Source organism: Methylocella sp. (assembly GCA_037200525.1).
Taxonomy (GTDB): domain Bacteria; phylum Pseudomonadota; class Alphaproteobacteria; order Rhizobiales; family Beijerinckiaceae; genus Methylocapsa.
This window is the reverse complement of the sequence record JBBCGG010000001.1, coordinates 2,241,671-2,254,850: the sequence shown is the minus strand read 5'-3', so window position 1 is coordinate 2,254,850 and position 13,180 is coordinate 2,241,671. Positions and strand designations below refer to the sequence as shown.

Sequence of the window (13,180 nt, the reverse complement as noted above, 5' to 3'; positions counted from 1 at the left end):
ATAATACGGCGCGGCTGAGACAGGCCGGTTGTCCGACGCGTAAAGACGCCGGCTGTCATTAAGGGACCGTCATGTCCGTACCCGCCGATACCCGCCGCTCGTCAGTTTGGTCCAGGTTTCGATTCAAAGGAACAGCTGAAACCAAACGAAGTCTGGTTGGGATGATCGCCTCTATCGCGATTCTTCACCTCACGGGCTGGTTCACCTTGATCGCCATCGTTGTCCCTCAGCACTTGAGCGTTGGCGCCAAGGCTTTCGGCGTCGGTATCGGCATCACTGCTTACATGCTGGGGATGCGGCACGCCTTCGACGCCGACCACATCGCGGCTATCGACAACACAACGAGGAAGCTGATGCGTGAGGGGAAGCGCCCCTTATCCGTCGGATTCTGGTTCTCGCTCGGTCACTCGAGCATCGTGTTCGGATTGACCTTGCTTCTCGCTTTCGGAATCCGGGCTGTCGCCGGACCTGTGCTCGATGACAACTCCGAACTACACAATATTGCCGGACTGATCGGCGCTATCGTATCGGGCGGCTTCCTCTACATGATTGCCGCGCTCAACGTCGTCGTTGTAGTGGACCTCTGGAAAGTCTTTCGCCGGATGCGCACGGGCCATTACGATGAGGCGGCGCTCGAGAGGCAGCTTGAGGGCCGCGGCATGATCAACCGCCTGCTGGGATCGGTGATGAAGCTCGTCGCCAAGCCATGGCAGATGTATCTGGTGGGGCTGCTTTTCGGCCTCGGTTCGACACCGCGACCGAAATTGCCTTGCTGGTCCTGACCGGAACAGGCGCCGCCTCCGGCCTGCCATGGTACGCAATTCTCTGTCTGCCAATCCTCTTCGCCGCCGGGATGTCGCTCCTGGACACAATCGACGGCTCCTTCATGAACTTCGCTTATGGATGGGCGTTTTCGAAGCCCGTACGCAAGATCTACTACAATTTGATCGTCACGGGGCTTTCCGTCGCCGTCGCCTTCGTCATCGGTACGGTCGAGATCCTGAGCTTGTTCGGCGATAAGCTCAACTTGCACGGCGCCTTCTGGAACTGGCTTTCCGGCATCGATCTTAACAGCATCGGCTTCATCGTCGTCGGACTCTTCCTCGTGACTTGGATTGTTGCAATGGCGATTTGGAAGTACGGCCGAATTGAGGAGAAATGGGCCGCCGCCTTTCAACGCAGCGACCGAAAACGAGTGAGCAGCGCAGAATCCCGTTCTCGCTTGAGCGGCGTAACGTCTCGACGACTCTAGTCAGTCTGTCGTGGCGCGGACTGGCGTTTTCTGGGGCGCATCAAATCCCGGTAGCGCCTCGATTCGATCCGCCCACACTTTGACGTTGGGATAGTTGGCGAGATCGACGTTTCCTTCCGGCGCCAGCGCGATGTAGCAGTAGAGCGCCACATCCGCGATCGTGGGACCGGGCCGCGCGATCCATGGCCGACCACTGGCCAATTCGTCGTCGATGAGTTTAAGCACCACGTGAGCTCTGCCAATGACCTCATCAGGGTTGAAGTCGGCGTCAAAAACGGTAATCAGCCGCACTGCAGCGGGACTATCGCCGATCTGGCCAGCCGCGACAGAAAGCCATTTTTGTACCGCGGCAGTTGCTGCGGACGCGCCAGGCAACCCATCGGTCCCACCGAATTGTTTTGCGAGATCGATGAGTATCGCGTTCGAATCGGTGGCGGCCTTTCCCTCCTCGTCGAGGGTCAGCGCTTGGCCGGGGATGGCGCTGCCGATCTTTATCCTCGCCTGTCTCCATTTCATCGGCGTTTCGCCGGTCAGACGTTTGAATACGGTGGTGAAATGAGATTGGGCGTGAAATCCCGTGATCAGGGCAATTTCCGCAAGAGCAAGATCGGGGATCGCCAAAAGACTCTTGGCTCGTTCGACTCGCTGTAGCAAGAGATAATCATGGGGGCGATAACCCGTCGCCGCGCGAAATTGCGCGGCAAAATACATCCGCGACAGTCCGGCCGCGGCGGCAAGATCGGCTAGGGCAATCCGTTCTCCAATATTTGCCTCTATATGGTCGATGGCGCGTTGCAGCCTCCACTTTGGAAGAGCTCCAATCCTAGATCTCCGGCTCGTCACGTTCCGATCCCCCTTTGCCAGCCTCCTAAGATTGAAGCCATAAGCTTGGAGAAATGTCTCATTGGTGTGCGGTCCTTGCCAGGAGGAGCGTCAATTCTAGAACATCTGAAGACGATGGCGGCCCGGCCGCCAGTTACCTTCGCCTAGTGCCTTGGGCTGCCGCAGCCTGTTTGCTCTTTTTGCGCACTCCCGAAACTCATGCTTAGGTATAGGTTGCGGACGCCAAAGGATCTCGGCAGCGCTCATGACCATGGCTATAAGCACCATACCGCCAAATTGCCCTCCTCTTTTTGATTGAAAGTCAGAATATCAGCACCGCCACAAGCGCCAGCGTAAGCAAGCGCGCGTTCAGAGTGGAAACGGATTTTCCACGGCGCCATCAAAGCCCAGTGATGAGCTCAATGCCGATTTTTAGCCTTCATCGGCGGAGGAAGATGACGGGCATGGACGCCGCCGCCCATGCTTTGAATTCAGCTCAATAAGCCACATGGTAGCGGGTGACAGAAATCTCTCGAGCTCCGAGAATTTCCGCCATACGAACCAGATCCGCAAGCGACTGGGCCTGCATCTTACGCATGAGATTGGCCCTATGAATCTTCACGGTGATTTCACTGATGCCCAGTCGAGCCGCGACCTGTTTGTTCATCAAGCCGGCCGTCACGAGCCCCATCACTTCGCGTTCGCGGGAGGTGAGCGCCTCATAGCATGGCCGAATTCCTTTTTCGTCCAGCATCTGGGCGCGTCGTCTATCGTCGCGATCCACCGCCTCTTCGACAGCGGCGAGAAAATCTTCCTCGGCGAATGGTTTTGATAGAAAGTTTACCGCGCCGGCCTTCATTCCGCGCACGGTCATCGGGATGTCGCCATGCCCAGTGATCAGGATAACAGGAACCTGCACCTCACTTTCAAGCAGCGACTGCTGGAAATCCAACCCATTTATCCCCTGGAGCTGGATGTCGAGCACCAAGCAGGCGGCGTCATCGACGTCGTCGCAAATGAGATAGTCATGGGGAGCAACGAAAGTTCGCGCCACAAAACCAGCCGAGCGTAACAGACTATCGAGCGAGCCACATAACTCTTCATCATCGTCGATAACGCAGATCAGAGCCCTCTCCCTCGATCTGCTTTCATTCGCCATCGGGCTACTCCTAAGCGGGTTCCTTCAAATGTCGGTCCGCTTCCTTCCTGATAATCGTCTGGCGCCTGAGCGACCCGAGTGGATTGTCGTTTCCACTTTAGCACCACTTCGACCTGTGGAGAAGCCTCTCGATTATGGGCGTCGAAAGCGCGGGCAACGGGCGGGGGCCCTCCTGACCGGGTCCGAAAATGCTCCCATGATAGCTTATAACGTTCACGTTTGAGAGTTATCTAGGCGTCGGGTTTGCCCGGCGGGATTAATTGGCAACGTAAAAGTAACGGTCGCTCCGAAATCTGGATTATTGATTGCAGTGATATGCCCGCCTTGCGCTTCGATGATAGAGCGACAAATGGACAGCCCCATCCCCATGCCGTCAGCTTTCGTCGTGAAGAAGGGCGTGAAGATGTCCGTGGGATTGCCGCTGATCCCGGTTCCGCTATCGCGGACGGCGATGTGCACCATATTGTCTGCTTGGCTGTTCACTCCGACGCGAATTTCGCGCGGCCGTCCCGAGATATTTTGCATAGCCTGGATGGCGTTGATAAGGAGATTGACGATTACCTGCTGAATCTGCACGCGGTCTCCGCATATAAGCGGAAGATTCGCAGCGACAACGCGACGTATAATGACTCGTGCTGCGCTCGCTTCGCGCTGGACAAGCGACACCGCTTCGTCGATCAGTTCTGCAAGGTCCAGGGGGCGAAGCTGAGGCGCCTCTTTGCGCGCGAGCGAGCGTACCCGCGCAAGCACCTCCGCCGCTCGACTGCCGTTGAAGATAATATGGTCGAGGCACTTGGCTACCTCAGGAGTATTCGGCGCCTCTCGTAATAGCCATCTTTTGCCGGCATTGCCGTAATTGATGATTGCGGCCAAAGGCTCGTTAACTTCGTGCGCGATCGATGCCGCAAGTTGGCCTAGCAGTGACACACGAGTCGCATGCGCTAACTGGGCCGAAGTCTGCTCGAGCTTCGCGCGCGCCTCGTTCCGCTCGGTGATGTCATGCGCCATAACGAGCACGCGGGACCAAGGCTTGCCCTCGCGGAGAGGCGTCACCCATAACAGCACGTCGACAGTTCCTCCATTCAGAGTGCTGAAGCGAGCTTCAGTTTCAACCACTTCCGCTCCTTCGAAAAGCGAACCGAGCATTCTCGCGAACGACTGCTCTGATTCCGGCAAATAGCGCCCCACGATATTGCCGCCGACAAGGGCCTCTCGGCTGGTTCCCCCGAACAATTTTACTGCTGCATGGTTTACGTCCCTGATGGCAGCTTGGCCGGCCGCTGCTCTAACCGCTTCGGGCTGCGCCGCAAGCCACGCATGCAGACCTGCGCCGTTTGCGGTGACGGCCTTTACAATGCGCCACAACGCTGACCAGTCGGATTCCCAGGTTGCGAATCCAGCGGCATGAAAAACAGCGCTATAGCGTCGCTCCAGCACTTCCCGGTCGGCGTCGGCGCGACGCTGTTCGGTCACATCCGCGCTTGCCTCCATGACGCCGATCGCCTCGCCCTCCGGGTTCCGTCGCCGCAGCCATCGGCTGGCAAGCACGATCCGACTGCCGTCGCGAGATACGCGGGTAAGCTCGCCCGACCACCGTCCGTTCTCACGCAGCGCACGGGCCACCTCCGCAGAAGGAAATTCGCTATGGAGCAGTTGCTGGCAGGCCTTCCCGATCGCCTCTTCGCGCGTCCAACCATAGAGCCGCTCGGCGCCATCGTTCCAATAGTCGATCACATCCTTCGCGTCGCGAATAATGACGGTGTCATGGGTGAGCTCCACAATATGCGCGCGCTCGGCAAGCGTAGTGCGGACGGTGCGCTCGCGCATGGAGAGGATCGTTGAGGCCGCAATGACGATCAGGCTAACGACGAAGCGCAGGAAAGCGCCATCGATTGGATCGCCTCGATAGTTGACGGCAAAGCCGATCATCGCAAGCACTGCGCAGCCAAGACCGGCTAACAATACGGAGCGGCGCCCGCTCGTTTGAGAGGCCAAAAGGATCGCGATGATATAGAGAACCGCCGTAGCGCCTTGAAGCGGGCCGAAAAGGTCGGCCGCGAAGATCGCGCCGGCGATCATCATCGCGCCCAGGAGGGTGAGGCGCGTTGGGCTAATCAAGAATGGCATTGTCCGATTTCCCATCATTCACCTTAGCGCAGTCCTCTATGTCCCTCGCGTCTTGGGCCGCGGTTTACCAAGGCGCCCTTGCGACATCGCTGCTGTCAACTAGGAAGCGACAGTCGCCGACCGCAGATCGGATTATGCCGCCCAGACTCTGATCATTGCGTCCCAATCCCCGCGCTGCTCCGTACTGACTATCGCCGTTGTCCTTGTAGTCGGCGTTCCTTGAGCCCGTCTTCCACGTTTAAAGGAACCAATATCGAAAATGCATGAACCGCGCGGGGCGCTGGATAAGCTGAGCTGCTACTCTATTGCGGGACGCCCTCCATCGAATTGCCCAGCGAAGGCAAAGAGGCGCTCACGGACGCCGCCGGCTTTCCAGGGGCGAAGGGATCTCGCGGTCGCTGATGCGATGCATCGCATCAGCGAGTCCAAAGTCGCCGCTGATATTCGATTATAAAGTTGCATTTTGAAATACCCCATCCTTGCGATACCTATATACGGTCCATGCGATTTTGCTTGGTGAGTGGACGAGGTTGATTCGAGCAATAATCTTATTGGCCATCGAAAATCATCATTCGTCATAGCTTCCGACGCCAATGCAATCGCGATCACTGGGAGCTGGATTATGCGTGAAATAAAGAGTTTGCTGGCGGGAGCCGTCTTCATGGCGCCCCTCCTTAGTCTCACCACAGCTAATGCACAGGACCTGAAGAATATCGACGCGCCCTTCGTTCCGAAGGCATGCTCCGGACATGTCGTTGTAGCTCCTCACGACGTCGCCGACGATCCGAACATTGATCCAGCGGTCCGCGCGTTTTTGGCTCCACTCAACAAAGATCCCAGCCCTTTTTGGGAATTGCCCCAACCAAAGCCGCAGGAAGTATTGACCGAATTACAGAGCAAAACTCCGGTTGATATGTTTGGCGTGACGATCTCGGAGGAATCGCTGACCGTCGACGGACGCACTATAAAATTGTATATTATGAAGCCCGATCACATCGAGGGGCATCCCGGCGTCCTTCTCTTCATCCATGGAGCCGTGTGGCTTGCCGGCAACTTCGAGAACCACAACCGGCTGGTGCGCGATCTTGTCGTTGAATCTGGCCAACCAGCCGTGTTCCCGGAAATTACGAACCTTCCGGCCGGCACGTATCCTGTGCCGCTGAACGAATCTTACGCGACGCTCGAATGGATAGCCGCCCATGCATCGGAGTTCGGCGCGGACGGCAGCCGGATTGCGGTGGCCGGCAATTCGGTCGGCGGCAATATGACTGCGGCGTTGAATCTGATGGTCAAGGACCGGAAAGGACCGAAGATCAGCTATCAAGTGCTGCTCTGGCCCGCGACCAACGCCGGCGTCGATACTTGCTCTTACGAAGAATACGCCAATGGCCGTTTCTTAAGCAGAGAGTTTATGAAATACGGCTGGGATCGTTATGCGCCGACCGAGAAGGAGCGGGAAAATCCATATGTCTCGCCTTTGCGCGCCAGCCTGGCTCATTTGCAAGGGCTTCCGCCGACCCTGGTCATCACCGAGGAAAACGACGTGTTGCGAGACGAAGGCGAAGCCTACGCACACCGCCTGCAAGACGCGGGCGTGCCAACAGTATTCGTTCGCTACAATGGAACCATTCACGACTTCGGACTGCTTAATGGGCTAAGGGCTTTGCCGACCACCAAAGCAGCGATCCGCCAAGTCGCCGATGGCATCCGCGAACACATTGGTGAGTAGGACGTCTTGATCTTGAAGGCGGGCATAGCCCGCCTTCACGCGACTTATTGCCGGTCAGGGGTCCAGCCCACCGCGGAGAATGCGCCGCAGAAATCGTCGAGGGGCACTGCACGCCAAGGAACCGGCGGCTGGGGCCGTGGCGACTCAGCTTAGCGTCGCGGCTGTCCGGGACCAAACACCTAGGCTCAGGACTCATTGATTGAGATAGAAGAGGACGGCGGCTGCGATGCAGATGGCGGAGAAGAAGGTGTGGGCGCATCGATCATAGCGGGTTGCGATGCGCCGCCAGTCCTTGAGCTTGGCGAACATGTTCTCGATTTTGTGACGCTGGCGGTAGAGCGTCTTGTCATAGGCAATGGGAAGCTTGCGGCTTCTGGTTGGCGGGATGCAGGGCTCGACGCCCCTGGCCTTCAGCGCGGCGCGGAACCAGTTGCTGTCGTAGCCCCTGTCGGCGATCAACATTGAAGCGGGCGGTAAAGCCTTGAGCATCAGCCGCGCGCCCTTGTGGTCGCTCATCTGGCCCTCCGAGAGCAACATGACGAGGGGCTTGCCGGCGCCGTCGCAAACGACGTGGAGCTTCGAGTTCAGTCCGCCTTTCGTGCGCCCGATACGGCGGGGAAGAGCCCCTTTTTGAGCAGGCTCGCCGCTGTGCGATGCGCCTTCAGATGCGTGGCGTCGATCATGATGCGCTCGGGCTTTGGACCTTCGCCAGCGAGCGCGGCGAATATGCGGTCGAAGACGCCGAGCCGGCTCCAGCGGATGAAGCGATTGTAAAGCGTCTTGTGCGGCCCGTAATCCTTGGGCGCATCTTTCCATTGCAGGCCGTTGCGGATCACATAGACGATTCCGCTGACCACCCGACGGTCGTCAACCCGCGGAACGCCATGCGACAGAGGAAAATGCGGCGCAAGCCGCGCCATCTGCCGCTCGCCCAACAAAAACAAATCACTCATCCCAGCCTCCCCATGCGGAGACCAGGAATCACATCTCAGGCAAATTTAATAGGTCCTGAGCCTAGACTGTGTAGGACGTCGCCCCAGTGTCGGCCAGCTTGCCGCCGTCGACGATGAGATATTCCTTGCGGATTGGTCGGTCCTCAAACCAGCATTCAAGTATCTCGCGCGTTCCGGCAGCGTAGCGCGCTTGAGCGGAAAGAGACGCTCCCGAGATATGTGGCGTCATCCCGTTGTGAGGCGTCGTGCGCCAGGGATGATCCGTTGGAGCCGGCTGCGGATGCCACACGTCGCCAGCGTAGCCGGCAAGCTGGCCGGCTTTGAGCGCTAACGACAGCATCGCGATCGTAGATCTGCGCACGCACGCAGTCGACGATATATGCGCCGCGCTTCATCTTCGATAGCAACGCCTCATTGAACATATTTTCTGTTTCCTGATGAAGCGGCGCGTGGATTGTGACGATATCGCAGACCTTGATCATGTCCTCGACCTTCGGATGATAGATCGCGCCAAGCTCCCTCTCTATCGCTTCGGGAAGGCGATGGCGCGCATTATAGTGGAGGCGCACGTCGAACGGCTTTAGCCGGCGCAAAACTGCCAGGCCGATTCTACCCGCAGCAACCGTCCCGACGTGCATGCCCTCGAGATCATAGGATCGCTCGATGCAATCAGCGATGTTCCATCCGCCGTTTTTTGCGATCTCGTGAGCCGGCAAATAATTCCCGACGAGCGCCTTTATGCCGTCAGGCGGCGGCGCGGTCTGGGCGGCCAGCGTCGCTGCAGTGGTCCGGGCGACCTGACCCAGCGCCGGTTTGCATCGGAGAATCTCAGAACGACCTTCCTTATTTTGGACTTTCGCCGTTCCCTCGGGCTATAAGCGGGGAACGCCGCGATCGCGGCTGCTCCAAACCGAGCAATAGGAGGCGCCATGTCTGCCGCAGCAACCGTCATCGAACTTGACGAACGCATCGCCGCTATCCGCGAGAATATTCGCGAACTGACCGAGCAGGCCGCGGCCTATTCCGGCTCGGCGGACGAGGAGCGGGCAGCCGATCGGATCGCCGAGCAGGAAACCCAGCTGGCCGCACTGGTGAAAGAGCGCGAGGCTCTAGCTCGATAAGCGCGACGCTAAGGATGGGCCAGCAAAGAGGCGAGGTCCGACCTTGCGGAGCGGCAGGTGGAGTCAAGATGCTAGAGCGTGGATGACGCGTCGCGACGCGCGAAACAGGATGACCTCGTTGCGGCTTACGATCCGCCGGTTGAACGCCGCAAAAATGGTCCCTCGCTAATCTGCATTTGCGCAGGATGTTTCGGATCGGTCATCTGGCCCAAGCATTCTTGGTCAGTTTGCAAATTTGCGCGGGTTGGAAACCCGCCTCATCCGCGACGCAGGAAGGCCTCGCCAATTCGGCCGAGGCCGTTCCCACAGGTATTCTAAATTGGCGCAATAGCGGCGCCGCCGGTCGCATAAATCAATGCGCGATCCCATGCCAAACCGACGCGGCGAATAGATCGCTGGGGCAGATGCCCTTCGTCGGGAACCGGCTTTGCATCTTCGATAACCGAGCTGATGGCGGACAAGGTTCATCAGGTCCGCGCGATCTTCCCGGTCATAGATATGCAGCGGCGGCGATTCTGACGCGTAGCCTGAAATTTTCACCAAGAAAAGAGAGTCCGAAATCGGAATTTCTTGGAATCGGACCGAATTTCCCGGAAGACAAGCCAAATAATCAATGGCCTTTTGAGTCCAATCATAGGAGGAAATATGTCCAAGTTATCAAAACTGCGGCTATCCCTAGATGGACGCTCAGATAAAACAAGGTCTTCCGCCAAAACATCTGTTGCGCTTGGATTGCTAATGTTAGTCGCTGCCGGTTGTGGTTCTGGCGCCTTCGCTGAGGACCAATTCCCGCGGCGAAACGCTGGCGACGAGCACTTAGCGCTTAAGCGCATGGGCAGCTTCATGGTCGGCGGCACGGTGGTGACTACGCCTGGCGAGTTTAACCCGATGAATCCGACGTCCGCCGGCCAAACGCTCAGTGGCGATCACACCTACGTCCAATTCGAGATCCCACAAGACGCCAACAGAAACGGGATGCTGTTGTGGGGCTCATTGGTGAAAACTCCTTGGGAGACTACGCCCGACGGGCGTGACGGGTTCGAACAGATCTTTCTGCGTCAAAACTGGAGCGTCTACCTCGCCGATAGGCCTCGGATGGGTGAGGCCGCCCGCACCACCGTCGGTGCTACCATAACGCCATCAGCCGGTGAGCAAGGGTTCTTTATTCAGTTCCGGCTTGGGCTCTGCTCCGCTGGCACGCCGCCTGTCCAATGTAATTTGTATCGGGGCTCAAAGTTTCCTCCAGGCCCAGCCGCGCTTGATCAGTTTAATCGGTGGCTTACGCAAAGCGTAGGTCCGGGGGACGCGACTCTCAACCTAAATGACCTCCTGGCAATAGTGAACAAGATCGGCCCGACGGTACTTGTCACGCATTCGGCCAGTTCCCTTTCTGGATACGAGGCCGCTATGCAAAATCCGAACATAAAGGGCATCATTGGTCTCGAATCGTCAGGCGTCCCCTGCCCGTCCAACAATCCGTTTCCTCCGGTAGTCGGCCATTTTGGCACGACCACCTGCACGCCGGTGGATCCGGCTCTCTTTAAGAATCTGACAAAAATCCCGATTCTGATGGAATTTGGGGACAACATCCCAAGTGGTCCCAGCAATTATTTTGGGCTGGACTTCTGGTATCAGATGCACGCGATAGACTTGGAGTTCGCGAAGGCAGTTAATGCCCTGGGTGGCCATGTGACCGTTTTAGAGTTGACTCAAAAGGGCATAAAAGGAAACACGCATTTTGCCTTCACCGACATCAACAATGAGCAGGTCGCTGGCCTCATACAGCAATATCTGAGCGCTCAAGGTCTAGACCGGTAGCCGGGGGTGGGACATGCCCTTCCCAAAGATCACCTAAACCCGCGCGGCGGCAATTGGACGCCAAGCCGCCGCGCACCGATATGGGATTTCAGTTCGCGGGCCCCTCTGGCTTGTCGAGCATTTCATGGTGCGCGCTTCTAGCCAATTCCGGCCAAATCAGGCCATGATTTGTGGGTAGTCTAGTTCGGCGGACGAAATGGCTCAGTTGAACAAATTTTCCGCGTTGGCGGTTGCGAAGCTCGTAAAACGCGGCCGCTGGTCGAGGGGCGCAAGACCGGATGGCCGCTCTGGTCCATCGACCAACGTCACGTCGGACTGGCTTCGGGGATTGTCATCTCGACTTTCCAGATCGGCTCTGCGCATGGCGCAGCGGTCGTCGTCGGCATCTTCTTCAGCGCGCTCGGCGCCGGACTGGATCTCGCCGCCTACGCGCCCGCTTGGTCTAGCTGATGATGCTAATGACTGGCATCGTGCTAAGCTCTGAGCGTCGAAACCTCGAAACCGGCAGTCTGGATTAGCAAAGCTAGCGCAATCGACTTGGCCTCGCGCGCCGGTCGCACGCTGCGTTTTATCAACGCCTTGACGATCGCGCCGTCCATAAGAAGATCGATTTGCTGCGCGAGCGCGTCAGGCTCGATGGCGCCGGCGGCGGCGGCAAGCGCCCTAATCTGCTCCAGCACCCGCATTTTGTGCGCGAAGGTTATTGCGCGAAGCGCCTCATCCTGGTTGCGAGCTTCGAGGACGGCATTCATGAAAGCGCATCCAAAATAATCGTCGCGGACGAACCACTCCGCCAAGACATCAAAGATGCCGATCAGGCGATCTTGAGCCGAGCCCTCGATCTTCGCGAGCCGCGCGAAAAACCAAGCGCGCCAGACTGCGCCTTCGTGCTGCAAAGCCGCCAGCACCAGTCCTTCCTTCGATCCGAAGTGATTGTAGAGCGTCATCCGCGCGACGCCCGATTCCGCAACCACCGCGTCAATGCTGGTTGCGCCGATTCCGAAGCGGCAGAACAGTCGAACGGCGGCCTCCAGGAGAAGCTTGCGCAGCTCCCCATCGCGTTCGCTCGTCTCGTCCTTGCGCGTCGCGTGGCGCGCAAGCAAAGCACCAGGAGCAGCCGTTGGCGGCCCCATCTTCCCACGCGCTATTCGAACCATCGCCGCGTTTTCTCCAGCATGGCGGAAATGCTGCCGCATCAAGACTGGTTAGTCTCATATCCTCATGGAATGTACGTAAAAAGCACAATTTCGCAAACAATTTCCACCCGAATCGACATCGCAGCGCCGCCATCAAATAATTATTGTGTAGAACCATAAGTTTTATATACTGTTGCTCACCTCAACTTTGGCGCGCAAATGTCGATAGCAATTCCTCACATCCGGATTCTTGGCGTCAGCCACCGCTATCGCGGGCGGAGCGCTCTCGTTCTCGACCGCATTTCGTTCAACGTCTCACGTGGCGAGCGCCTCGCCGTCATTGGTCGCAGCGGCTCAGGAAAATCGACGCTTTTGCAGCTCATAGCCGGGCTTGCGCATCCGTCTTCCGGTGAAGTGCGCGTCAATGAGCAGCCGGTCCGCGCGCCGTGGCCGCGCTGCAATCTTATGTTTCAGCGTCCGTTGCTCTTTCCTTGGCTCGATGTTGCCGGCAATGTGGCGCTGGCTCTGCGTTTCGCCGGACGGAGAAACGAAGCGCCGGCGAGGGTCGAGCAGTTGCTGAGCCTTGTTGGTCTTGCGGGCTACGCGAAGGCGAGGGTTGTTGAATTGTCCGGCGGCCAGCAGCAACGCGTCGCTCTGGCCCGCTCTCTCGCCGTCGATCCGGAGATTCTCCTGCTCGATGAGCCTTTTTCCTCGCTCGATCCGGTGACGCGCACGGAACTGCGGCTCGAGGTTGGTTCGATCATCGATACGCTCGGCATAACGCTGATTTTGGTGACGCACGATGTCGATGACGCGCTGAGCCTTGCCGCCCGAACCATTGTCTTGGCCTCCGGTCCTGGCCGCATCGTCGCAGACATCGACACGCCGAAGGCGCCTGCGGGCGGCGCGCTCTTTCTGGAGCAACGCGCGCGCCTGCTCGCCGCTCTCGCGCCGGAGCCGCAGGTTTCGTTGTATCACGATTTGGCTGTTTCGACATTGGGCGAAGCTCCGGTAGCGGCCTTTCCGAAGTCGATCATGCGCCGGTAAGGGCGCAAACGCGAAG

General features: G+C 58.2%; 11 protein-coding genes and 2 pseudogenes. 6 read left to right on the top strand and 7 right to left on the bottom strand.

Translation table 11 applies throughout. The features are described 5' to 3' along the window. Window positions 1-161: 161 nt before the first annotated feature. Window positions 162-782, top strand: a complete 621-nt coding sequence (locus WDN46_11060; GenBank protein ID MEJ0093949.1) for a hypothetical protein — start codon at window positions 162-164, stop codon at window positions 780-782. Continuing rightward, window positions 707-1,252: a hypothetical protein gene (locus WDN46_11055; protein ID MEJ0093948.1), complete on the top strand. Its 546-nt coding sequence runs from the start codon at window positions 707-709 to the stop codon at window positions 1,250-1,252. Before WDN46_11060 ends, WDN46_11055 begins: the two co-directional genes overlap by 76 nt. Here the strand turns inward: WDN46_11055 and WDN46_11050 are convergent, their stop codons facing one another. The 3 genes from WDN46_11050 to WDN46_11040 form a co-directional block, all read right to left on the bottom strand. Further along, on the bottom strand, window positions 1,253-2,095 hold the full coding sequence (locus WDN46_11050) for a helix-turn-helix domain-containing protein (protein MEJ0093947.1): 843 nt from the start codon (window positions 2,093-2,095) through the stop codon (window positions 1,253-1,255). A 475-nt stretch (window positions 2,096-2,570) separates the two neighbouring features. Beyond that, window positions 2,571-3,233 (bottom strand): LuxR C-terminal-related transcriptional regulator, encoded by a 663-nt coding sequence (locus WDN46_11045; protein ID MEJ0093946.1) that lies wholly within the window; start codon window positions 3,231-3,233, stop codon window positions 2,571-2,573. A gap of 213 nt (window positions 3,234-3,446) precedes the next feature. Continuing rightward, window positions 3,447-5,360, bottom strand: a complete 1,914-nt coding sequence (locus tag WDN46_11040) for a PAS domain S-box protein (GenBank protein ID MEJ0093945.1) — start codon at window positions 5,358-5,360, stop codon at window positions 3,447-3,449. 622 nt (window positions 5,361-5,982) lie between these two features. Here WDN46_11040 and WDN46_11035 point away from each other — a divergent pair. Next, on the top strand, window positions 5,983-7,089 hold the full coding sequence (locus tag WDN46_11035; protein ID MEJ0093944.1) for an alpha/beta hydrolase: 1,107 nt from the start codon (window positions 5,983-5,985) through the stop codon (window positions 7,087-7,089). A gap of 192 nt (window positions 7,090-7,281) precedes the next feature. Here WDN46_11035 and WDN46_11030 read toward each other — a convergent pair whose 3' ends face one another. The 3 genes and pseudogenes from WDN46_11030 to WDN46_11020 form a co-directional block, all read right to left on the bottom strand. Further along, window positions 7,282-7,905, bottom strand: a complete 624-nt coding sequence (locus tag WDN46_11030; GenBank protein MEJ0093943.1) for an IS5 family transposase — start codon at window positions 7,903-7,905, stop codon at window positions 7,282-7,284. Continuing rightward, window positions 7,872-8,009: pseudogene (locus WDN46_11025) on the bottom strand (transposase). The gene WDN46_11030 and the pseudogene WDN46_11025 overlap by 34 nt, the downstream one beginning before the upstream one ends. 94 nt (window positions 8,010-8,103) lie before the next feature. Then, a pseudogene (locus WDN46_11020) lies at window positions 8,104-8,782 on the bottom strand (NAD-dependent formate dehydrogenase). 189 nt (window positions 8,783-8,971) lie between these two features. Here WDN46_11020 and WDN46_11015 point away from each other — a divergent pair. Together WDN46_11015 and WDN46_11010 are read left to right on the top strand one after the other, a co-directional pair. Further along, window positions 8,972-9,163, top strand: a complete 192-nt coding sequence (locus WDN46_11015) for a hypothetical protein (GenBank protein ID MEJ0093942.1) — start codon at window positions 8,972-8,974, stop codon at window positions 9,161-9,163. 831 nt (window positions 9,164-9,994) lie between these two features. Further along, window positions 9,995-10,981, top strand: coding sequence for an alpha/beta fold hydrolase (locus tag WDN46_11010; GenBank protein ID MEJ0093941.1), 987 nt, complete (start codon window positions 9,995-9,997; stop codon window positions 10,979-10,981). A gap of 473 nt (window positions 10,982-11,454) precedes the next feature. Here WDN46_11010 and WDN46_11005 read toward each other — a convergent pair whose 3' ends face one another. After that, a complete protein-coding gene (locus WDN46_11005; GenBank protein MEJ0093940.1) occupies window positions 11,455-12,138 on the bottom strand; it encodes a TetR/AcrR family transcriptional regulator in 684 nt (227 codons plus the stop codon). A 198-nt stretch (window positions 12,139-12,336) separates the two neighbouring features. On the opposite strand from WDN46_11005, the gene WDN46_11000 reads away from it, so the two are divergent. After that, on the top strand, window positions 12,337-13,164 hold the full coding sequence (locus tag WDN46_11000; protein ID MEJ0093939.1) for an ABC transporter ATP-binding protein: 828 nt from the start codon (window positions 12,337-12,339) through the stop codon (window positions 13,162-13,164). The last annotated feature ends 16 nt before the right edge of the window (window positions 13,165-13,180 follow it).